Source organism: Pigmentiphaga litoralis (genome assembly GCF_013408655.1).
Classification (GTDB): domain Bacteria; phylum Pseudomonadota; class Gammaproteobacteria; order Burkholderiales; family Burkholderiaceae_B; genus Pigmentiphaga; species Pigmentiphaga litoralis_A.
The window spans coordinates 2,174,295-2,195,462 of sequence record NZ_JACCBP010000001.1; the positions used below are offsets into that span (position 1 = coordinate 2,174,295).

General features: G+C 64.7%; 17 protein-coding genes and 1 tRNA gene. 4 read left to right on the plus strand and 14 right to left on the minus strand.

Translation table 11 applies throughout. The features are described from left to right. The first annotated feature begins 65 nt into the window (after positions 1-65). The gene (locus HD883_RS09705) at positions 66-2,069 is read left to right on the plus strand and encodes an EAL domain-containing protein (RefSeq protein ID WP_179586042.1); all 2,004 of its coding nucleotides are present in this window, start codon (positions 66-68) and stop codon (positions 2,067-2,069) included. A gap of 15 nt (positions 2,070-2,084) precedes the next feature. Here HD883_RS09705 and HD883_RS09710 read toward each other — a convergent pair whose 3' ends face one another. Beyond that, positions 2,085-2,519 carry a GNAT family N-acetyltransferase gene (locus tag HD883_RS09710; protein WP_373563338.1) on the minus strand — a complete coding sequence of 145 codons (435 nt, stop codon included), beginning with the start codon at positions 2,517-2,519 and terminating at the stop codon, positions 2,085-2,087. A gap of 63 nt (positions 2,520-2,582) precedes the next feature. Beyond that, positions 2,583-2,870 (minus strand): type II toxin-antitoxin system TacA family antitoxin, encoded by a 288-nt coding sequence (locus tag HD883_RS09715; RefSeq protein WP_179586038.1) that lies wholly within the window; start codon positions 2,868-2,870, stop codon positions 2,583-2,585. 146 nt (positions 2,871-3,016) lie between these two features. On the opposite strand from HD883_RS09715, the gene HD883_RS09720 reads away from it, so the two are divergent. Then, positions 3,017-3,095, plus strand: a tRNA-Ile gene (locus HD883_RS09720). Between the two features lie 84 nt (positions 3,096-3,179). On the opposite strand, the gene HD883_RS09725 is transcribed toward HD883_RS09720, so the two are convergent. The 8 genes from HD883_RS09725 to HD883_RS09760 form a co-directional block, all read right to left on the minus strand. Then, on the minus strand, positions 3,180-5,480 hold the full coding sequence (locus HD883_RS09725) for a hybrid sensor histidine kinase/response regulator (protein ID WP_257022462.1): 2,301 nt from the start codon (positions 5,478-5,480) through the stop codon (positions 3,180-3,182). A 266-nt stretch (positions 5,481-5,746) separates the two neighbouring features. Further along, positions 5,747-6,718 (minus strand): Bug family tripartite tricarboxylate transporter substrate binding protein, encoded by a 972-nt coding sequence (locus tag HD883_RS09730; RefSeq protein WP_179586034.1) that lies wholly within the window; start codon positions 6,716-6,718, stop codon positions 5,747-5,749. 107 nt (positions 6,719-6,825) lie between these two features. Further along, on the minus strand, positions 6,826-7,785 hold the full coding sequence (locus HD883_RS09735) for a fumarylacetoacetate hydrolase family protein (RefSeq protein WP_179586032.1): 960 nt from the start codon (positions 7,783-7,785) through the stop codon (positions 6,826-6,828). A gap of 59 nt (positions 7,786-7,844) precedes the next feature. Further along, complete coding sequence (locus HD883_RS09740) at positions 7,845-8,255, minus strand: hypothetical protein (RefSeq protein ID WP_179586030.1); 411 nt, start codon at positions 8,253-8,255, stop codon at positions 7,845-7,847. Positions 8,256-8,267: 12 nt separating this feature from the next. Next, on the minus strand, positions 8,268-9,119 hold the full coding sequence (locus tag HD883_RS09745; RefSeq protein ID WP_179586028.1) for an IclR family transcriptional regulator: 852 nt from the start codon (positions 9,117-9,119) through the stop codon (positions 8,268-8,270). 59 nt (positions 9,120-9,178) lie between these two features. Continuing rightward, positions 9,179-10,987 (minus strand): hydantoinase B/oxoprolinase family protein, encoded by a 1,809-nt coding sequence (locus tag HD883_RS09750; protein ID WP_179586026.1) that lies wholly within the window; start codon positions 10,985-10,987, stop codon positions 9,179-9,181. Continuing rightward, entirely contained in the window at positions 10,984-13,095 is a 2,112-nt protein-coding gene (locus HD883_RS09755) for a hydantoinase/oxoprolinase family protein (protein WP_179586024.1), read from the minus strand. The genes HD883_RS09750 and HD883_RS09755 overlap by 4 nt, the downstream gene beginning before the upstream one ends. Positions 13,096-13,277: 182 nt before the next feature. After that, a complete protein-coding gene (locus HD883_RS09760; RefSeq protein ID WP_179586022.1) occupies positions 13,278-14,192 on the minus strand; it encodes an aromatic alcohol reductase in 915 nt (304 codons plus the stop codon). A gap of 64 nt (positions 14,193-14,256) precedes the next feature. On the opposite strand from HD883_RS09760, the gene HD883_RS09765 reads away from it, so the two are divergent. Continuing rightward, entirely contained in the window at positions 14,257-14,730 is a 474-nt protein-coding gene (locus HD883_RS09765) for a winged helix-turn-helix transcriptional regulator (protein ID WP_444964351.1), read from the plus strand. Positions 14,731-14,789: 59 nt separating this feature from the next. On the opposite strand, the gene HD883_RS09770 is transcribed toward HD883_RS09765, so the two are convergent. Continuing rightward, positions 14,790-15,770 (minus strand): quinone oxidoreductase family protein, encoded by a 981-nt coding sequence (locus HD883_RS09770; RefSeq protein WP_179586020.1) that lies wholly within the window; start codon positions 15,768-15,770, stop codon positions 14,790-14,792. Between the two features lie 176 nt (positions 15,771-15,946). On the opposite strand from HD883_RS09770, the gene HD883_RS09775 reads away from it, so the two are divergent. Beyond that, on the plus strand, positions 15,947-16,900 hold the full coding sequence (locus HD883_RS09775; protein WP_179586018.1) for an AraC family transcriptional regulator: 954 nt from the start codon (positions 15,947-15,949) through the stop codon (positions 16,898-16,900). 51 nt (positions 16,901-16,951) lie between these two features. Here HD883_RS09775 and HD883_RS09780 read toward each other — a convergent pair whose 3' ends face one another. From HD883_RS09780 to glcF, 3 genes are read right to left on the minus strand one after another with little or no spacing between them, the layout of a single operon-like run. After that, on the minus strand, positions 16,952-18,082 hold the full coding sequence (locus HD883_RS09780) for an ABC transporter substrate-binding protein (RefSeq protein ID WP_179586016.1): 1,131 nt from the start codon (positions 18,080-18,082) through the stop codon (positions 16,952-16,954). 58 nt (positions 18,083-18,140) lie between these two features. After that, the gene (locus HD883_RS09785; protein ID WP_179586014.1) at positions 18,141-19,658 is read right to left on the minus strand and encodes an FAD-binding oxidoreductase; all 1,518 of its coding nucleotides are present in this window, start codon (positions 19,656-19,658) and stop codon (positions 18,141-18,143) included. Positions 19,659-19,675: 17 nt separating this feature from the next. Then, positions 19,676-21,100, minus strand: a complete 1,425-nt coding sequence (glcF, locus tag HD883_RS09790; protein ID WP_179586012.1) for a glycolate oxidase subunit GlcF — start codon at positions 21,098-21,100, stop codon at positions 19,676-19,678. Between the last annotated feature and the right edge of the window lie 68 nt (positions 21,101-21,168).

Consider the following 21,168-nt stretch of genomic DNA (forward strand, 5'->3'; position numbering starts at 1 on the left):
GACGTCTTATCCGGCTCGGGCCGACCTGCCTCCAGCCCCCCCTCCCACTTACCCACCCGTGGACGATGGACACCAGCCCAGCCGCCAGCGCCAAGCGCTATCCGTCGATCGGCAACCTGCTGTTCACGCTGCAGGAAGCGTTCGTGGCATTGCTGCCCTACCTGCTGCTATCGGCCGCCACCAGCGTGCTGGCGCAGGGCTTCGTCACCTACCAATGGTCGCTCGGCCCGCTGCACGCCGACACCGTCGTGTCCACCGCCTACGTGCTGCGTGGCCTCTTCCCGCTGCTGCTGGTCATCTCCATCGCCTACCACCTGGCGCGCGCGCACGCGATGGACACCGCCATTACCGTGCTGCTGTCCATCGTCGTCTACCTGGGGCAGGACGCCCTGCGGGGCATCACCTCGCAGCCGCCATCCCACCTGCCCCTGAGCGCCCTGGTGACGCCGCTGGTCACGGTGGGCCTGCTGCGCGCCGTCATGAAACTGCCGTTCACCCGGGTGGTCCGCTACCGCAGCATGAACCATCACGTGGCCGCCGCCCTGAACCATGGCCTGCCCTTCACCCTGGTGTTCGTGCTGGCCACGGCGGCCATGATGGTCATTCACTTCGGCCTCGGCAAGGGCGCGGCTGGCGTCACGTCGATGGTCGGCGGCCTGCAGTTGTCCAACGGTGCGCTGCTGATCGCCAACAGCGTCATCAGCCATCTGCTCTGGTTTGTCGGCCTGCATGGCAACAACGTGTTCGACCTGCTGGTGGACGGCCGCAGCCTCGAACAGTTCATCTTCCCCAACCTGACCTACTACAAGTTCCTGGATCTGTTCGCCGGCTTTGGCGGCGCGGGCGCCGGCCTGTCGCTCATGATCGCCATCCTGATCGTCGCGCGCGACCGGCACTCCCGCATCATCGCCCGCACCGCCGCGCCCTTCCTGGTCTGTAACGTCACCGAAGTCCTGATCTACGGCCTGCCCATCGTCTTCAACCGGCGGCTGCTCGTGCCCTTCGTGTGCGTACCGCTGCTCAACATGGGCATCGCTTACCTTGTGCTGGCGCAAGGCTGGATCACCTTCAACGGCAGCAGCGCGTCGTGGATCACCCCGATCTTTCTCGACAGCTACCTGATGACTGGCGGCCTGCGCGCCGCCCTGCTCCAGGCCGCCCTGCTGATCCTGAGCGTGCTCGTCTACATGCCCTTCGTGCGGCGCTTTTCGGCTTCTCAAAGCACCCGCATGCTGCGCGAAAGCCTGGCCAGCCGACTTGGCATCGAAGGCGACCTGCAGGTGCGGCAAGGCGCGGGCTTCCAGCACGCGCAAAGCTTCATTCTGCGGTCCAACATCGAAACCCAACGCGTGATCGAACTGATCACCGCCAACCGGCTGACCCTGTATTACCAGCCCAAGATCCGGGCGAGCGATCAACGCTGCCTGGGCTTCGAAGCGCTGTTGCGGCTGGAATTTGCCGATGGCCGCGTGGTTGGTCCCTACTTTCTGGAGACCCTGGAACTGGCCGGCCTGGCGTCCGTGATCGACCTGTGGGTATGCAACGAAGCCCGCCGCACGCTGAATTCGTGGGACGCCACCGGCTTCCATCCGCGCGTGGCCATCAACCTGCACCCCGACACCCTGGGCGACCCGCACTGTATTGATCGCATCCTGGCGACGCTGTCCGGCCGCAACGTCGAATTCGAAATCATCGAACGCGCCTTCGCGACCAGCCCCGCCATGGCCGAAGGCATCCGCCGCCTGCGCGCCAGCGGCCTGCGCATCTCGATCGACGATTTCGGCACCGGCTATTCCAGCCTGCACAGCCTCTACCACCTGGACGCCGACACCATCAAACTGGACAAGAGCCTGATCGACATCGTGCATACCGACCGCGGCTACGCGATCTACCGCGCGATCTGCGCGCTGTGCAAGGAACTGGAGTTCGAGCTGATTGCCGAGGGGGTCGAGACCGAGGCGCAGTTCGCGCTGGCCAAGAGCCTGGGGGTGGATGCGGTGCAGGGCTGGTGCTTTGCGCCGGCCTTGAATGCGGAGAAGGCGCGGGAGTATGCGGTGGCGCATGGATGACGGAGTGGTGAAGCATCACCGCGCCATCGCCGCCCGCAAATCGGTCACGGTGACCATCAAGGTCATCGGATCCAGCGGCGATTCATCTAGGCCAAGGTTGACATAAAAAGCCTTCGCCTCGTCCGACAAGGCATGGACGACCAGGCCTCGGATGCCGATCGCATCGGCAGCATGCACGACACGCTGAGCGGCGTCCTGGAACAACGCCCGGCCCAGCCCCTGCCCGTGATGACTGACCGCGATGGTCAAGCGCCCAAGGACAACCACCGGTACAGGGTCGGGCATGTTGCGGCGAAACCGGCCCGGCGCGGCGGCAGGCACCACGGCGCTAGACGCCAATGCGTAATAGCCGATGACCTTCTTTTGTTCACACAGGACAAACGTGCGCGATGCACCACTGACCTGATTCGGCGCCGCGCGGCGGGCCAACCAGACGTTCAGCGACGGCACGCCGCAATCGAAATCGTCAATGTCGTGGTTCGGGCCAAACGGCTCCGGTGCGACCAGCATGCGTCAAGCCGCCTTCCAGGGTGCCTTGGCCTGCATCGTCTTCCGAAGCCGGTCGTTAGGCTTGGCAGGCTGATCCAAGCGCTCCAAGAAGTTGGAATAGGCTTCCGGGCTGACCACCATCAGCGCGCGATCCAGCAGCGTCTCTTCCGCCGCGCGGCGGGCAGCCTCAAGAATGAAGTCCGTTCGCGTCTTGCCGGCAGCCTCCGCCGCACGATCGATCAAATTGCGTTCGGCCGCAGCGATCCGAAGGTTGAGCGTGTCGCGGGGCTTGGTGGGGATGGCTGTGGGCATGATGTCGCCTTGCAAGAATTCAGCACACAGCTTACCACGCGTAATGACAATGTCGTTACGTCAACTCTTGCGTGCGCGGGCGGGTGTGCGCAAGCCGCGATGAAGGTCGCCGGCGCCCCGCAGCCTCGGTGTAGAATCTCGCCCTCGGGCCCTTAGCTCATGCTTGGTTAGAGCAGCGGACTCATAATCCGTTGGTGCTGTGTTCGACTCACAGAGGGCCCACCAAAAACAGAAGGGGCTGCGCATTGGCGCAGCCCCTTTTTTATTGCCCGGCGCATCCCGCGGCAAGCGCTGTCGCCCCGCAGCGATTCACCCCGGCGGCAGCCAGTCATCCGCGGGCACGGCCTGCTCGGACCGCCCGCGCAGTTGCTGCAGCACATCCACCCTCGCCAGCAATTCCCCGATCGGCACGGGCTTCGTCATGTGCTGATCAAAGCCGGCGTGCATGGCGCGTTCGACGTCTTCCTTCTGGCCGTAGCCCGTGATCGCGATCAGCACCAGGTTCGGAAACTGGCCGCTGGCGCGGATTAGCTGCGCGAGGTTCAGGCCGTCCATGTCGGGCAGGCCGATGTCCAGCAGCGCGACGTCCGGCTGGTAGGCCGGGAGGATCGACAGGCATTCGCTGGCGGTGTGGCGAATGCGGACCTCGTGGCCGGAGGCGGTCAGGGCTTCGGCGATGGTGGTGGCGGCGTCGACGTTGTCGTCGATCACCAGGATGCGGGCGGGCGTGACCGGGGGCGTGTAGCGATCGGCCGCCTGTTCGCTGTGCGGTTGCACGGTGGTGTACGGATTCAAGTACAGGTGCCGGGTCGATTCGGGCTGCGGCGGGACGTTGTGCCGGGCCAGCAGCGGCAGGTCGATGCGGAACTTCGATCCCAGGCCCAGGCCGTCGCTGCTGGCCGAAATGTGGCCTTCGTGCAGGTGGACGATGCTGCGGGCGATCGACAGGCCCAGCCCCAGTCCGCCCGCGGACCGCGCGATTGACTGTGGCGCCTGGTAGAACAGCGTAAAGATCTTGGTCAGGGTGTCGGGGGCCATGCCGACACCCGCGTCGGTCACGGTGATCATGGCGGCCGATGCGGTGGCCGACAGGCTGACCGAGATCGGCGTCTCAGCGGAATTGCGTACGGCGTTGATCAGCAGGTTGACGACGAGCTGGGTCAGGCGTTCTTCGTCGCCATGCACCCAGACCGGATCATGGGGCAGCACCAGGGAAAACGGCGCTTCGCGCTTTGGCACGGTGGACGCGATGGCTTCGTGCGCGCGCGCCACGACGGCATTGAGCAAGACGGGCTGCTTTTCCACGGTCATCTTGCCCTGCACGATGCGGGAGACGTCCAGCAGATCGTCGACCAGGTGATGCAGGTGCGTGGCCTGCCGGCGCAGGATGGTGCGTTCGCGCCGATAGACGTCCTTGCCCTGGATGTCCATCAGGTCCAGGGTCGATACGATAGGCGCCAAGGGGTTGCGCAGTTCGTGTCCCAGCACGGCCAGGAAATGGTCCTTGGCCGCCGACGCCTCGCGCGCTTGTTCCATGGCGGCCCGGATCGATCGCAGCGACCGGTCCAGGTTGTCGACCAGCACCCGGCGATGGCCTTCCACCGCCAGCCGTTCCATCGATGCGGTTTCCAGCGATTTGGACAGCTGGTCGAATTCGGCAATGCCGCAAGCCTGCGCCTTGACGGCGCGGCCCTGGCCCAGATCGCGGGCATGCATCTGCAGGGTGGCGATGCCGCCGACGATGCGCCGTGCGATGGTCTTGGCGACCAGCAGGCACACCAGCAGTGACAGCGCCAGGGTGGCCGCGTAGACGAACAGCGCGGTGGACACGACCTGGTTCAAGGACGACACGGGCGCGCCGACGATGACGGACATTCCCCAGCGCGGCAATTTGGTGAACCCGACGATCGATTCGACGCCCGCAGCGTTGGCGGTGACGGTGATGCCTTCGGTGTCGACCGCGTTGAGCTCTTGCTGGAAGGAAGTGGACAGGCGCTGGCCAACGAACTGGTCGCGATCGTGCGATCGCGACATGCGTTGGAAACTCGAATCTGAAACCGAGATTGCCCACCCGGACGGCACGTTCTGGCGCGCCAGGATGTCATCGATACGATCGGGTTTCAACGCTGCGGTAAGCACGTAGCGCACGTCGCCGCCCACCATGACCGGGACGCGCACCGGGATGGCTGCCGTGCCGGAACCGCCTTCTCTGACCGCGCCCAGCAGCGGACGTTTTTCGGCCAGCACCCGCTTCAGGCTGTCGGGATCATAGACATTGAGGTCGACGGCGCCAAACGGACGGCTGGATCGGAACACCACCTTGCCGGTCGCGTCGGACAACAGCACGGATACCCAATAGGGCCGCGCGGCGACGGCGTTGCGCACGATCGCATAGAACTCTTCGTGGTTGCCGGCCGCCAGCGCAGGATGAAAGGACAGGGTTTCCAGCGCTGCCACGCTGCTGTCGATTTCGGCGTTGACGGCGGACGACAACGCCCGGGACAGGTCCAGGGTGCCACGGCGCAGATCGCTTTGCTGTTGTTCGTAGACTGCGTTGACGCTCCAGACCCCTAGCAGGGCCAGTGGCAACAGACCAGCGGCCACCAGCATGAACAACAAGAACCGCAGCCGCGGTGGATGCGTCTGATAAATGGCTTTGAACAACAGCGAAACCCCTGAGAATTCGAAAGGCACGAATGCAGCGTCGCGCTTCGAAACTCACGAATTCGCTCGCCCGGGCGAGTATTACTCGGGGAGGACTAGTTCTACAACGACGTTCTGCCAGACAGGGCCCAATGCCGAAGCCCACTGTCGTATTTATGCAGTAACACGCGCTGTAATCCTGCCTGCGTGATCCCCCCGCCCGGTCGGCCAGGTCAGTCCACCTGGATACCCATTTCCTTGATGCGTTTGTTCCAATACGTGCGTTCGTCGCTGACCTTCCTAGCCATGTCTTCGGGCGATCCCGCCACCATGTCCACGCCCAGCGGTTCGACCCGGCTGCGTACATTGGGATGCCGCGCGGCCTTGGCCAGTTCCTGATTCAGCTTGCGCACGATGTCGGGCGGCGTGTGCGCGGGCAGGACGATGCCGTGCCAGATGTCGTAGGGGATCATCGCGGTGCCGCCTTCGGCAATCGTCGGGATGTCGGGAAACGCCGCCGAGCGCTGGGCGCCCGTGACGGCCAGCACGCGCAGCCGATTGGTGTCGATGTAGGGCGCGACCGTGTCGATCGGGCTGATCAACACCTTGACGTCGCCCGCCAGCAGCGCCTGCAGGCTCGCAGCGCTGCCCTTGTAGGCGACCTCGGTCATCTTGCCGCCCACGGCATTTTCAAATTCGACGGCGGCAATCTTCGAGACGACGTTGCCGTGTCCGTAAAAATATTCCTGCGGTTTTGCCTTGATCAACGCGCCCAGCTCGCGTGCGGACTTGGCGGGCACGGACGGGTGGACCGCCAGTGCAAAGCCCGGATTCGCCAACACCATGACGGGCACAAAATCCGTTGCCGGATCGTAGGGCAGCTTGCTGTAAAGCGTCGGGTTCATCGTCAACGCCGAGCCCAGCACATAGCCCACCGTGTAGCCATCGGGCGCCGCATTCTTGACCGCCTGCATACCGATGATCGTGTCCGCGCCCCCGCGGTTTTCGATCACCATGACCTGTTTGGTGTTTTCATAGAACTGCTGCGCCACGGCCCGCGCGATCAGATCCGCGGACCCCCCTGGCGGGAACGGAACAATCAGGCGTACCGGCTTGCTGGGGTAAGCCGTCTCGGCGTGAACAGCGGTCGACGCGAATGCAGTGGCCGCAACAAGTGCGGCGAAGTACGCCCGGATTGCCAACATGTCAGTCTCCATTTGATTTTTTAATGCTTCGGAGTCGACTGGGGGCAACCGCTGCGGTTACGACCGGCGTCCGAAGTTCACTTGCCAGTTCACCTGTCCTGCTGGAATCAGGCGTCTACCAATACGTTTCTGAGGATGCCGATGCCATCGATCTCGACTTCGACGACGTCGCCTGCCTGCATGTACACGGCGGGCTTGCGGCCCACGCCCACGCCGGCCGGCGTTCCGGTCAGCAACACATCCCCCGGCGCAAAGGCATACCACTGCGACAGGTAGGAGATGGTCTGGTTGATCGTGAAGATCAGATCGTCGAACGTGACGGACTGCATCGTTTGCCCGTTCAGCCGGGTCTGCAGGCGCGCGGTGGTGATGTCCGCAAACTCGTCCGCGGTCACCAGCGCCGGCCCCAGGGGCGTAAAGCCCGGAAGCTGCTTGCCCATGATGTTGACTTCCCAGGTCTGGCGCGCTTCCCACACTTCCTTTGCGCCGAACACGTCGAACACCCAATCCCGCGCGGAAATGTCGTTGGCGGCCGTGTAGCCGGCAATACACCGCTGCGCTTCGTCAGGCGTGGCCTGATAGCAGTGCTCGCCAAACACCACGGCCAATTCGCCTTCGAAATCCACGTGGGACGGTGCCTGCTTCGGAATGGCGACCGCGGCGCCCGGCCCGGTGATCGAATTGACGCTTTTCATGAACGCCGTCGGCTTGGACGGTACGGGCGTTCCCGACATTTCCTTCAGATGCTGATGAAAGGCCAGGCCGGCGGCGATCAGCAGCCGCGGTTGCGGCACCGGCGCCAGCAAGGGCGTGCCCGGTGGCATCAGGATGCCTTGTGCAAGCAGCCCTTCCCGATCGGCGGGGGCCAGGGCCTCGTGACGCGACACGATGCCGCGCACCAGATCCATGCCGGCGCGGCCCGCTTCCAGGATTCCGCGAACGGTGGTGGGCATCCACGTTTCCAGCGTGCCGGGCCGGGCGGCCAGCGCAAGATTGACGATCTCTCCGGAACCCAGCAAGGCGCCGGCGGATCCGCCGGGCACATTGTTGATGGTCACAAGCTTCATGGCGATCTTCCTGTAAGGGCCGCGCGTCCGGAACCGGACAAATGCATGCCGTTCGTTTTTCAGTGTTCCAGCGAGGACGCGTCGGCGCCCGACAGCCACCCGCTTGCCAGGGCGCCGGCCGGCACGAGTCGACCCGATGCGTGTTCCGCCATGCCGCGCAAGACGCCCGTTGCCGCGTCCAGCAATTCGGCATGCAAGGCGGGCGGCACGCCCGCTTGCGCCAACGATTCCATCCATTCGGCAAAGCTGCCGGTGCGCAGGGCGTCGCGACGCGCCCGTGCGTCCACCCATGGCCCGAGGCCCGACAGGCCAAACTTGTCTTCCAGGAAGTCGCACAGATCCAGTTCCATCGTGACCGGATCCAGCCGCACGCCCGCCGGCACGGAACAGCCGCAAGTCGGGTTATGGATAGGCCGGGACAGCGCCATCCTCCACAACGAATGCAGCGGGCTCTGCGATGGGGTGGGCATGGTCATGCGCCTTCAGGACAGTTCGACCGCAAGCCGGTCAAGGTGGCTTTCGAGCAAGGCCTTGAGCCGGTCCTGCTCGATCTGGCTGCGCTGCTCCCGGCGCGGCACGGCCGCGATCACGGAATGCAGCTGGCCCTGCGCATCGAACACCGGGGCCACCGCCAGCAGGTCGGGCAGAATGCCCTCGCTCGTCCAGAACATCCGGGATGAGCGGATGCGCTTGAATTCGCGCTCCAGTTCCTTGTCGGACCAGATGCGTCCGCCCTCTTCCTTGCGGTGTTCGCGTTCGACCCGCAGCAGGTCTTCGGTCATTGACGCGGGTGAATACGCCATGAAGGTCCGTCCGACCGCCGATCCGCTGATCGGCAATGCGGACCCTTCGCGCAGGTTGACGGCCATGGGGCTGCGGCCCATTTCGCTTCGGACCAGGGTCGGTCCCAGCTCGGTCCAGATGTACAGGTAGACGGTGCAGCCAGCCTCGGCAACGAGGGTGGAAACGGCCTCGTGGACGACGTTCATGCCGTGATGCCGATTGAAGGCTGCCGCGCCAATGCGACGCGCGAAGGGGCCGAAGTCGTAGTGGCCGGTGACCGACGATTGGCGCAGCAACCCCTTGCGGGTGAAGCTGACCAGATAGCGATGCAGCTTGCTGGGCTGCAGGTCGCTGGCCCGCGACAGTTCGCTCAGGCTCATGGCTTCCTGCCTTGCCACCAATGCCGCGATGATGTCCAGTGCAATGTCCACTGCCTGTATCCCCATGGGGTCGCTGTCTGCCTTGCGTGGCCGGCCGCGGCTGGCCTTGGCCGCGTCGGCGGCGGCGGGCACAGCCGGTTTGGCTGCCTTGGAAGGGGGTGCCGATGTCATAGAAGGTCCGTCGAAGAAGCTGTCCAGAAGCTCCCATCGTACCGGCAAGCCCACCGTGCTCATCCTGCGGCCGCGCGCCGGCGTGCTGCGGTGGCGGCCGTGTCGGGCAGGCCATCCGCGCCGATGATCACGCCGTAGTCTTGCTCGGCCGCCTCGACGCTGACATACCCTTCGCGCACGTCATGCGCCACCGACGCCGCATCCCGCAGCAAGGGAGACCCGAAGCCGCCGCCCCCGCCCGACCGCATGCTGAAGGCGTCGCCCTTACGCAGCCGATGATTCGCCAGCTTGGCGTTCGGGTAGTCGTCTTTCCAGACCCCTTGCGCCCGGGTGGCCACCGAGTTGCCCGCCGCCGCCAGGCCCTGTTCCAGCCCCCACGGCTTGCAGTGCGCGCGTTCGATCGTGGTGTTGACCGACATGGGCGCCAGCGCCGTCACCACGATGTTCGCGCCCAGGCCGCCGCGCTGCTTGCCTGCGCCGGCGCTGTCCTGGCGCAACTCGTAGCGTTCCACCAGGATCGGGTATTTGCTTTCGATCTGTTCGGTCGGGCTGTTGTGCGTGTCGCCATCGTTGATGCAGACCGTGACCGACACGCCGTCTTCCGTCGACTTCGCGCCCCAGCCGCCGCCCAGCGGGCCCACGTTGGCGATATAGAACTGGCCCGTCTCGGGCATCAGCCCATGCAGCAAGGCGGTGACCAGGTCGGCATGGTGGCCCGCAATCACACTGTCGGGGATCGCCGGGCTCAGTGCCTTGAAGATGGTGTCGATGACCGTCATGGGAAACGTCATCCACCACCGCATGGGCGCGGGCCGCGTCGCGCTGATGACCCGGCCCGCGGGCATCACGACTTCCAGCGACCGGAAGCTGCCATCGTTAACTGGATATTCGTGCGGCGTCGTCAGGCACTTGTACGCCACCTGCGCGCACGAAATGCCCGTGGTGATGCCCGAGTTGTAGAAGCCGCTGACCTGCTCGCTCACATCCGACAGATCGATCTTCATGCGGCCGTCCTTGACCTCGACCTTGACGCGGATCGGCACGCGCACGCCGATCTGGATGCCGTCGTCGTCCATGAAGGACTCTGCTTCATACACGCCATCGGGGATACGGCTGACCGCCAGCCGCGCCGCGTCATCGGTGTTGTCCATGACGACGGCGATGGACTGTTGCACGGCCTGCAAGCCATAGCGGCGGACCAGTTCAAGAAAGCGCCGCTCGCCCGTCGTGACCGCCGTCACCTGCGCGCGCAGATCGCCCATCGCCAGACTGGGCAGACGCACATTCATGGCGATCAGATCGACGAGACCTTGATTGACCACCCCGGCGCTGCGGTACTTCAGGATGGGAATCTGCAGCCCTTCCGAATAGATGTCGGTCGTCACGTGACCCATCGACCCGCCAATGTCGAGCCAGTGCGCCATGCAGCAGGTAAAGCCGATCAACTCGCCTTCATGAAAGATCGGCTGGGTCAGGGTGATGTGGTTGAGGTGACTGCCGGTCAGGTAGGCGTCGTTGGTGATGTAGATGTCGCCGGGCTCGATCCCGTCGCGGCCAAAGTGCCGAATCTTGGCCTTGACCGTTTCCGACATGCCGCGGATGAACATCGGCAGGCCCAGCCCGATCGACACGGTTTCGCCTTCGGCCGTGAACAGCCCCACCGTGAAATCCAGCGCCTCGTAGATGATCATGTTGTAGGCGGTGCGCATCAGGTTGGTCTTCATCTCTTCGGTGACAGAGATCAAGCCGTTGCGCACGATTTCCACGGTGACCGCATCGACGGACGCCGCGGTGCGTTGGGGAATGGGGTGCTGGGGGCTTTCGTTATGGGGGCTTTCGTTATGCGGGCTTTCTGGGTGCGGGCTCATGCTGCGGCTCCGATCGTGATGTCGAGATTGCCGAACGCATCGACGACCAGGTCGTCGTCCGGCCATAGCACCGTGGTCGACGCGTGCTCTTCGATCAATGCCGGACCGCTGATGCGGTTGCCGGCACGCAGGCGGTTGCGGTCGTACACCGGGGTCGACACGAAATGCGTGTCGCGGAAATACACCTGCTTGGTCCTGACAAGCGCATCACCGGCCGGCGCGGCGCCGCCCTCCTCGACCGTCTGCCGGGGCGGCTTGCGCATCGCCCCCACCACGGTGGCGCGGACGCTGACCAGTTCCGCCGGTTCGTTCGGCGCCGATGTGCCGTAGCGCTGCTGGTGCACCACGTCGAACGCCTTCTTGATCGCCGCGCGGTCATTGGACTGGAAGATCGACGGCGCCAGTTCCACCGTCACCGCATGTTCCTGCCCGACATAGCGCATGTCGGCGTAACGCTGGATCACGATGGCCTCGGGCCGCACGGCCGATGCGGCCACCGCGACGCGGCCCTGCTCTTCCAGCTCGCGATACAGATTTTCCAGGTGGTCGAAAGGCATGTCCTGCAGCCGCTGAAAACATGAACGGACGTAGTCGTAGCGCAGATCGCCAAACAGCATGCCGTACGCCGAAAAGTGTCCGGGAGAAAACGGAATGATGACCTTGCGGATGCCGATCTCGCGGGCGATGGCCGACGCGTGCAGCGGCCCCGCGCCGCCATACACCACCATGGCAAAACTGCCGGCGTCCAGCCCCCGTTCGGTGGTCACGCCCTTGACGGCATACGACATGGCGGTTGCCGCAATCCGTAAAATGCCGTCCGCCGCTTCCACCGCGTCCAGGCCCAGAGGGTCCCCGATCCGGGCCTGCATCGCGGCTTCGGCCGCAGGCTGGTCAAGCTTCATCTGCCCACCCAGGAAGTGATCGGGATCGAGCCGGCCAAGCACCAGGTTGGCGTCGGTCACGGTCGGCTCCGTGCCGCCCCGTCCATACGCCACCGGCCCGGGAAACGACCCGGCGCTGCGAGGTCCGACGCGCAGGCCACTGCCCTTGGCCACCTGCGCGATACTGCCGCCGCCCGTGCCCACTTCAAAGATATCGATCATGGGAATCTGGATCGGCAAGGCGCGTTCATAGCTGCCGATCAACGCGCTGCCCGTGGTCAGCGGCTGGCCGTCCAGGATCACACCGGCCTTGGCGGTCGTGCCGCCCATGTCGAACGCGATCGCGTTGCTCAATCCGATCTGCGCGCAGATCGCCTGCGTGCCGATGACCCCCGCCGCCGGCCCGGATTCCAGCATCCGCACGCAGTCGCGCCGGGCGTCCTCGACCGGAAACAGGCCACCCGTGGACTGCACGGCAAAGAAATCGCCCGGGAAACCCTTGCGTTCCAGATGCCCATCCAGCGCATCCAGATAGGTCTGCACGCGCGGCCCGACATAGGCGTTGGCCGCCACGGTCGATGCCCGTTCGAACTCGCGATACTCCTGCGTCAGTTCGTGCGATGCCGTCACGAAGGCATGCGGCAGATATTCCTGCACGATGTCCTTCACCCGCTTTTCGTGCGCCGGATTGCGATAGGAATGCAGCAGCAGAATGGCCACCGCATCAATGCCACGGTCATTCAGCGTGGCCGCCAGATCGCGCACTACGTCTTCGTCCAATTCCTTGTACGTGCCCCCCGTCGCCAGCAGACGTTCCGGCACTTCGTAACGCAGCGACCGCGACACCAGCGGCACGTGCTTGTCGAAGTACAGGTTGTAGGCATCGGGCCGGTTGATCCGGCCGATCTCGTAAATGTCGCGAAAGCCTTCCGTGATCAGCAGCGCCGTCTGCGCACCCGTGCGCTCCAGCAAGGTGTTGATCACCACCGTGGACCCATGCAGGAACAGAAAGGCGTCCTTGAAGTCGACGCCTGCTCCTTCGACCGTGTCCTGGATGCCCCGCACCAGGTCGTCGTACGTGGACAGCGCCTTGCCGAACGACAGGCGATCGCCCGCCTCGTTGAATGCCGCCAGGTCGGTAAAGGTCCCGCCGATATCGACGGCAATCCGCAGCGTTGCCGCATCGGCGGACGGACGTCCGGCGCGGGAAGAAACAGGTGGACTCATCGCGATCTTCAAAAAAATTGCAGTCGACGGAAGGCCCACGGCGCGGAGGCCGCGGACAGATCTGGCACGTTGCAGTCACGTCGATCGATCGCCCTGACGCCGGCACCGATCCGTTAATTTCACCATTAGTGAATAGTTTCACTCAAATATTTTTGGAAAACAAGGGGGCGTATACGAGCGGATCAGTCCGGCGCAATGCCCCGCTGCCGTGCCAGCCACGCCGCCACATCGGTCACTTCCAGACCCTGCTCAACATTGAACGTGCTCGATGTATCCCAGGCCACGCCTGTCGGCCGCGCGAAGGCCAGGTGGTACTTGCGCATGCCGTCGTCCGGATGGCGTGCCACTTCTGCGCGCAGGGTGTCCATGCCCCACAGCACGCGTTCAACGGGCTTACCCAGATGCTGGTCGACCTTGTCCGCCAGTTCGCGATAGGTCACGGTGTCCCCGGCCACAAACACCACCTGGTTGTCGATGCGCGGTGCATGCATCAGGATCGCGACCGTCAGCCGGCCGATGTCTTCCGGCGTCGTCACGGTCACCCTGTGGTCCCAGCTCCCAAGCGCGTGCACACGCCCGTTTTGCAGATCGACCACGCCGAACGCAGGTTCGAACAGGAAGCTGGTGAACATGCCGGTGGAGACGATGACCCAGTGCGTGCGGGACTGGGCGCGCAGCAGGTCGCGCACGTCGGACTGTTCGTCGAACACCTCTTGCCCGCTGCCACGCCCGACCACGTCGTAGTCGACGCCGAACTGCCAGGGCACATAACGGTCGACGCCGGCCTTCAGTACGGCCGACGTGATCTTGCGTTGGGTGCCGGGGCCTGCGACAAAGCCGGTGCAGCAGATCACGGTGGCGAAGTTTGCAAAGACCGAGGCGAGCGCGTCTTCGGTGTCGCCAGCCAGGTCGGCATGCACGATGTGGACACCCATCTTGCGCAGGGTGTCAGGCGCGGTGCTGCCAGGACGAAGCAGTACGCTGACGGACCCGTTTTGCACAGCGGGGTGCGCGGTCAGCGCGTGCAGCATGGACAGGCCGAGTTCGCCCGCGCCGATGACCAGCGTGGCGTTACTCTTGGATCTTGTGTCGGGCATGTTGGCTCCTTGAAAGGACGAGGAGGATAGGCCCGCCACCTTCGGAACGAAATAAGGCACACACGTGATACCGACTGACGACACCCAGTTTGACGAGGTGATGGCCCGATCGCAGGCGGCCTGCGATGCGCTGACGGATGAAGAGGATGGCCTGAAGCGCGAGGTGCTGGCGCAGGCCGGCAACCGGTGGTCGCTGGCGGTGGTGCATGCCCTGGGCGTGGCAGGCACGCTGCGCCACACCGAGCTGGCGCGGCAGCTGGATGGCGTCACACAGCGCATGCTGACGCGCACGTTGCGGCAGCTGGAGCGCGACGGCCTGATCGCGCGTCACGACCACAAGGCCCTGCCGCCGCGCGTGGACTACACGTTGACGCAGGCCGGCCGCGGATTGCTGATGGGCATGATGCCCCTATGGACGTGGGTGATCGATAACGCGGACGTGTTTCGCGCGGCACGCAGGGCATTCGATGCGAAGCCCGCGGGCGAGACGAGTCGCGTGCATCGGATCAACGACCCGGCTGCGCGCAGGCAGGGGTAACGCAGCAGGCGGGCATGCAGTGCACTGCACTGCACCGCTCTGCGCCGCGTCGAGGTCCGTCAGGGCACGATCAGGATTGCACCCTTGACCGACCGCGCCTCGGCAGCGGCATGCGCCTTGGCCACGTCATTCAGCGCGAAGCGCGCGCCGATCGTCACGTCGACATGACCCGCGGCAATCGCATCGAACAAGTCCTTCGCATTGGCTCTGAACGTCGCGACGTCGGCATTGTGCGGAAACACCGACGGCCGGGTCAGGAACAGGCAGCCCTTCTTGTTCAACAACTCGGAATCGAACGGGCCGATCGGCCCGGATGCCGCCCCGAACACCACCACCATGCCGAACGGCGCGGCGCAGTCCAGCGATTTCAGGAACGTGTCCTTGCCTACCGAGTCGTACACCACCCTCGCCTTCTTGCCGCCCGACGCCGCCACCACCTGCGCCGGCCAATCGTCGTTCGTGTAATCGATGGCCACGTCACAACCCGCCGCACGCGCCTGCTCGCATTTTTCCGGCGACCCCGCCGTGCCGATCACAAAGGCACCCAGCGCCTTGGCCCACCGGCACAGGATCTGCCCGACGCCGCCGGCCGCTGCGTGCACCAACACGATGTCGCCCGCCTGGATCGGATACGTTTTCTTGACCAGGTACTGCGCCGTCAATCCCTTGAAGAACAAGGACGCAGCCTGTTCGTCAGTCACGGCCGGCGGGATCACCACCAGCCGGTTGGCCGGCACATTACGGCGATCCGCATACGCGCCCACGCCGGCGTTCATGTAGACGACACGGTCACCGGGCGCAAAGTCCGAGACACCCTCGCCGACGGCTTCAACGACCGCGGCGGCTTCGTGACCCAGCCCCGTCGGCAAGGGCAACGGGTACACGCCCTTGCGCTGGTAGACATCGATATAGTTGAAACCGACAACCGTATTGCGGATCCCCACTTCGCCCGGGCCGGGCGGCGGCAGGTCGACCGTCTGCAGCTGCATGACATTGGGGCCGCCAAAGGCTTCAAGGGTTACGCGTCGGGAAGAAGTCATCGAAGGTCTCCGGGGTCGTGGTCAGGATGGGGGAAGGTCATCATATCCGAGTGGTTGGCATCGAATTTGCATCGTCGTATGCTAGCCAGGAATTCCGCACAAGCACGGTGCAACGCCGCCCGCTGCCCGGCCGTGGGCAACTGCCTGAACCTTGTCCTGCCGCAAGAGGCACCGAGATGCAAACCGTCAGTCTGTTCACCGATGTCCTGGATCGTCGCGATCGCGCCGATTCATGGCGCGAATTCATTTCCAGCCAGATTCATCGCGTGTCCGTCGACGACCTGTCGGAGTCGGATTTTGCCGCCGAGATCCTGGCTCGCAGTTATCGCAACGCCAGTTGCGCCAGCTTCTGGTCAAAGGCGCATCAGGTCCGGTCCGCGCGCGAAACCCTGGGCGACACTGGTCTGGCGGGATATCTGATCAGCTATCAATTGGAAGGTGAATCGCACATCACCCAGGGCGACGAGCGGTTCGTGCTCCGGCCGGGCGAAATTGCGATCATCGACGGGCGGCGCGACATGTCGGTCCGTTTTCCCGGCACGGTCAGGCGCATGGTGGCCAAACTGCCGGCCACCACCGTCGAACGGATGATGCCCGCGCTGGCGCGGCGGCACAGCTGGCATCTGAAGCCGGCCGGAACGTTTGCGTCGATGCTGCTGGCCCTGCTGACGGAACTGGCAAGCCAGGAAACCGATCTGGACGATGGCGAAGCCAGCCTGGTCGCGGACAACATCGGCAACCTGCTGGCGCTTTGTGCCGGGCGAAGCACGCTGGCGGGTCTGGATGCGCGCACGCTTCAGCGCGATGCCATCCTCAAGCACATCCGGTCTCACGCCGCCGACGCCGGCCTGACGCTGGACGCTGTCAGCGCGCACCTGCACCTGTCCCGCCGGCTTGCGCAGCAACTGTTGAAAGAGGCCGGCACGACCTATACCGACCTGCTGAATGACGAACGCCTGCAACGGGCCAGGGCATCGTTGATGGCGTCGCCGCACGGCGCCGTGACTGACATCGCCTATGCCTGCGGCTTTGGCGACATCTCGCACTTCAATCACGTGTTCAAGAAGAAATTCGGGGCGTCGCCAAGGCAGCTGCGGCTGGCCGCGCAACGCCCGTCCGTCGAACCGTAGCGGCTGCCGTGCACGACCCAGGGCGCCACACGGCAGTGGGCGCCCGGTCCCTCACATTTTGCAGTTTCCGACGTAGCTGTCGACTTGCGTATCAACGATCTTTTCCACCAGCCGGTTTGTGATCGTTCCATTCTTGTCGCGATCGACCACGCGCAGGTAGTACGCCTGATCCGGGTAGTGGTTCTTGCCCAGGGTGATCTTGCCGCGCACCGACGCGTAGTCCGAACGTTCCAGCGCCTGAACCAGTGCGGGCTTGTCAGCCACGTTGCCGCCCACGCCGCGTACCGCGGCATCCATGGCGTAGATGACGTCATACGCCTGCGCCGCATACAAGGTCGGGTAGCGCCCGCCGTATCTGGCCTTGAACGCCGCCACGAACTTCTGGTTCGCCGGCACGGGCAGATCATGCGCCCAGTGCGTGGTGTTCTGCAGCCCCAGCATCGGTTCGCCAACCGCCTGGATCACGTCCTGGTCCGCCGAGAACGCCGGCGCCAGAATGGGGATCGCCTTGAGACCGCTGGCCACGTATTGCTTGATGAAGTTGATGCCCATCCCGCCTGGCAGGAAGATGAAGACGGCGTCGGGTTTTTGCGTCCGGATCTGCGCGATCTCGGGCGAGTAGTCGACCTGCCCGACCTTGGTGTAGATCTCATCCGATACCTTGGCCTGGTAGGTGCGTTTGAAACCCGCCAGATGATCCTTGCCCGCTGGGTAGTTGGGCGCCAGCAAGACCATGTTCTTGTAGCCGCGCTTGTTGGCAACCAGTCCGGCCACCTCATCGAACGCGTCGTTCTGATAGGCCCCAAAAAAAAAGGGGTTGCACTGCGCACCCGCGAACTGGCTTGGTCCCGGATTGTTCGAGAGATAAGGAATCTTGGCCGCGAACAGGACCGGGCCAACGGCCAGCGCGCTGTTCGATCCGATCGGCCCGGTAAAGAAGGTGATCTTGTCCTGCTTGATGAAGCGGTCAAGCACCTGCAACGCCTGGTCGGGCACCCCCGCAAAATCCTTCTGGATGAAGTCGGCTTTCTGACCGCCCAGCATGCCGTTGAGCTGGTCGATGGCAAGGTTGAAGCCGTCGCGCGCTTCGGTGCCGATCGCCGCGAAAGGTCCGGAAATATCAAGAGCGATGCCTACCTTGATGGGGTCGGCGGCAAGCGCCGCGGGAGACGCAAGCGTCATGAGGGAAACCAGGAGGAGTGGACGAGCAAGCGGCACGATGTTCTCGCAAGATGAAAGGTCAAAGGATCCCGTACTTTCCGGGGGCAATGATGTTGTTGGGATCAAGCGCCCGCTTGATGCCCCGGCACACGTCTTGAAGCGCGGGCATCATCTGTTCCATGTGCATGGCCTGGTAGTCGACAGGCGCCCGGCCCACGCCGACCCCGCGCTTGGCGAATTCGACCGTCAGTTCGCGGTAGCACGCATCGGCCCGGGCGTTCTCGTCGGCGTCGTCTTTGTTCCACACCAGCACATGCAAGCCCCGCGCAAAACGTGCGCTGGCCACATGCATCACGATGTAGTCCATGCCGTGCCTTGCAAAGATCTGCCTGCCCAGGTGATCCAGTTCGATCGCGTGCCGGCCCGACATGGGCGTGCCAGGCAGGAACCACGAATTGCCGCTGCCAGGGCGCCACTGGAGCATGCCCAGTTCCAGGATGCCCGGCCGGCCCGTCATGGCGTCGATGCCGACCCGCAGCGGCGGCATGTCCATCGCCTGGTCATGATCGACAAACCGTGCGTTGCCCGACCGTTCGAAATGGGCGCGCACACGCTGGATCTGCGGTTCGATCGCGGCATCCGAGGCGCCGTAGAACATGCCCGATACCTGCCACGCGCCCAGTCCATGGGCCTTCTGCAGGTCGCGGCGGGCCGTGTCCGAGATCGCTGATCTGCTCCCGGCCAGGTACTCGGGGTTGCGCGCTTCCGTCCCGAGGGCATACAGATCATTGGTGACCCGGAACAGCGTCGGCACGAAATTCGACAGCTTCAGCGGCCGGCACAGATCGATGATCTCCGCCAGATCGTCGTCGTTCTCAAAGATGAAATGGAAGGACCGCGCGGCCGGGGGGCGTGGCATCAGCCAGACGCCGGATCGCGTCACGATGCCGAAGTTGGACTGTGTAAAAAGCCCGTCGAGCGCCGGCCCGAACGAATATTTCGAGACGTGCCAGTTCAACAGATTGTCGGTATCCAGGCTGCCGTCTCCGGTGCGCAGCACCTGCCCCGAACCCAGCACCACTTCCATCCCGCACAGCATGCCGAAGTGGTCGAAGTACGGCCCGTAGCCCGCGCCCCGGTCCAGCGCATTGCCCAGAATGCCACCGTGCGGCGGCCCCGACGTGGCCGAGATCATCAGCTTGTCGCCGCGCCGGCTCAGTTCGTCGTGCAGCATCTGGAAGCTGACGCCCGGCTCGACCTCGGCATAGCAATACTCGTCGTTGATCTCAAGAATGCGATTCATCCGGTAGCCCAGATCGACCACGACCTGCCCCGCCGCCGTGGGTGCGCGCGACCCCAGGCCGATGTTGTTGCCGGTGCTGATCGGATACAGCGGCACGGCATGATCGTTCGCCGCTGCCACGATGGCCTGGACATCGGCAGTGCTGCCTGGAAACACCACGGCTGACGGCAATCGCGGCGTGGCGGGCAAGGTGTGTTCGCCATACCGCGCCAGCGTTTCCGGGCGCTGGTCGACCCATTTGTCGCCAAGGGCGAGTTGGACCTGTTTGACGAAGGCGTTCAATGGCGCGCTCATGGGCGGCTCCAGAAAAGTTACCAAAGCCCGATATCGGCGGGCGCGGGAGGGGGCGAGACGGATCGTTGAAACGTGACGGGATACTCGTGGGGGTTCGACGGGGCAGACGCGTCAGGGGCCGGGGTCGGCGTGGCGTCGTCAGGCATGCGCGTCAATTCGATGCCGGCCAGCGCGTGCGGCCGGGGTCCGCCGTAGGCCCAGTCAAGAAGCTCGACGGTGTGTACGATCGGCGTGTCGCAGTACTGGGCGATCTGGGTCAGACAGCCAATGTTGCCGGCCGCAACGATCTGCGGCGCCGTGCTGGCAATGTGCCCTGCCTTGCGCATGCCGAGGTCGCGGGCGATCTCCGGTTGCAGCAGGTTGTAGGTGCCTGCCGACCCGCAACAGAAATGGGCCTCCGGCACATCATTCACCAGAAAGCCCGCGCGGCGCAGCAGGGTTCGGGGCTGCGCGGTAACGCGCTGGACATTCCTGAGCGAACAGGCATCGTGATAGGCAACGCGATAGCGCAGCGGCTCGGGCGGCGCCGGCGGATCCAGCTTCACCAGCCATTCGGAAATGTCCAGCGCGATCGACGCCACTCGCTTCGCTGCGTCGGCGCGTTCAGCGTCGCGGGCCAGCAGATGGGCATAGTCCTTGACCGTGGAACCACAGCCCGAGGCATTGACCACGATGGCGTCCAGGCCCTCGCCGTCCATCTCGGCAATCCACGCATCCACATTGGCCCGCGCCGACGCCTGGGCCAGAGCCTCCTTGCCCATATGCAGCGTAAGCGAGCCGCAGCACCCGGCCGCCGGCGGCACAACGACCTCGCACCCCAGACGCGTCAACAACCCGATGGTCGACGCGTTGATCCACGGCGCCAACACCGGCTGCACGCAGCCCGCCAGCAAGGCCACGCGTGCGCGGCGCGCGCCGATGGCGGGGTAGCGCTGCGCCGTGGGCGGCGCTGCAGGCACGGACGCGGGAAGCAGGTCGACGGCCGATTGCAGCTTCCCGGGCAGTGCGCGGCGAAATGGGGCCGCCCCGCGCGCCAGCCGCAGGGCAAGCGCAAACACCTTAGGACGGGGCAGCACGAAGGCCAGCGCGTTGCGCAGCAGCCGGTCGGCCAGCGGGCGGCGATAGTGCGTGTCGATGTGGACCCGCGCCACATCCGCCAGGTGCAGGTAATCGACGTTGACCGCGCACGTGGTCATGCACGACATGCAGGACAGGCACTTGTCCAGATGCGCGACGGTGCTTGCCTTGGGCGGCGCGTCGCTTTCGAGCATCTCCTTGATCAGGTCGATCCGGCCCCGCGGCGAGTCGTTCTCGTCATGAAGCAGCACATAGGTCGGGCAACCCGAGGTGCAGAAGCCGTAGTGCTGGCAGGACTTGAGGATCCGGTCCGCCTCCGCCACATTCGGGTCCGCCAGTTGCGCTTCGGAAAAATGGGTCAGCATCGCTCGATCAGCCTTTGAATGAAGGCCCATTCTTGATCGGCGACGCCGCGCAGTCTTGGCATGCCGCG

Bases quoted from the DNA above. Each gene is read 5' to 3' on its own strand.
- HD883_RS09705 (WP_179586042.1), top strand. From the start codon at position 66: ATGGACACCAGCCCAGCCGCCAGCGCCAAGCGCTATCCGTCGATCGGC.
- HD883_RS09715 (WP_179586038.1), bottom strand. From the start codon at position 2,870: ATGCCCACAGCCATCCCCACCAAGCCCCGCGACACGCTCAACCTTCGG.
- HD883_RS09725 (WP_257022462.1), bottom strand. From the start codon at position 5,480: ATGCTGGTGGCCGCTGGTCTGTTGCCACTGGCCCTGCTAGGGGTCTGG.
- HD883_RS09730 (WP_179586034.1), bottom strand. From the start codon at position 6,718: ATGTTGGCAATCCGGGCGTACTTCGCCGCACTTGTTGCGGCCACTGCA.
- HD883_RS09735 (WP_179586032.1), bottom strand. From the start codon at position 7,785: ATGAAGCTTGTGACCATCAACAATGTGCCCGGCGGATCCGCCGGCGCC.
- HD883_RS09740 (WP_179586030.1), bottom strand. From the start codon at position 8,255: ATGCCCACCCCATCGCAGAGCCCGCTGCATTCGTTGTGGAGGATGGCG.
- HD883_RS09745 (WP_179586028.1), bottom strand. From the start codon at position 9,119: ATGACATCGGCACCCCCTTCCAAGGCAGCCAAACCGGCTGTGCCCGCC.
- HD883_RS09750 (WP_179586026.1), bottom strand. From the start codon at position 10,987: ATGAGCCCGCACCCAGAAAGCCCGCATAACGAAAGCCCCCATAACGAA.
- HD883_RS09755 (WP_179586024.1), bottom strand. From the start codon at position 13,095: ATGAGTCCACCTGTTTCTTCCCGCGCCGGACGTCCGTCCGCCGATGCG.
- HD883_RS09760 (WP_179586022.1), bottom strand. From the start codon at position 14,192: ATGCCCGACACAAGATCCAAGAGTAACGCCACGCTGGTCATCGGCGCG.
- HD883_RS09770 (WP_179586020.1), bottom strand. From the start codon at position 15,770: ATGACTTCTTCCCGACGCGTAACCCTTGAAGCCTTTGGCGGCCCCAAT.
- HD883_RS09775 (WP_179586018.1), top strand. From the start codon at position 15,947: ATGCAAACCGTCAGTCTGTTCACCGATGTCCTGGATCGTCGCGATCGC.
- HD883_RS09780 (WP_179586016.1), bottom strand. From the start codon at position 18,082: ATGACGCTTGCGTCTCCCGCGGCGCTTGCCGCCGACCCCATCAAGGTA.
- HD883_RS09785 (WP_179586014.1), bottom strand. From the start codon at position 19,658: ATGAGCGCGCCATTGAACGCCTTCGTCAAACAGGTCCAACTCGCCCTT.
- glcF (WP_179586012.1), bottom strand. From the start codon at position 21,100: ATGCTGACCCATTTTTCCGAAGCGCAACTGGCGGACCCGAATGTGGCG.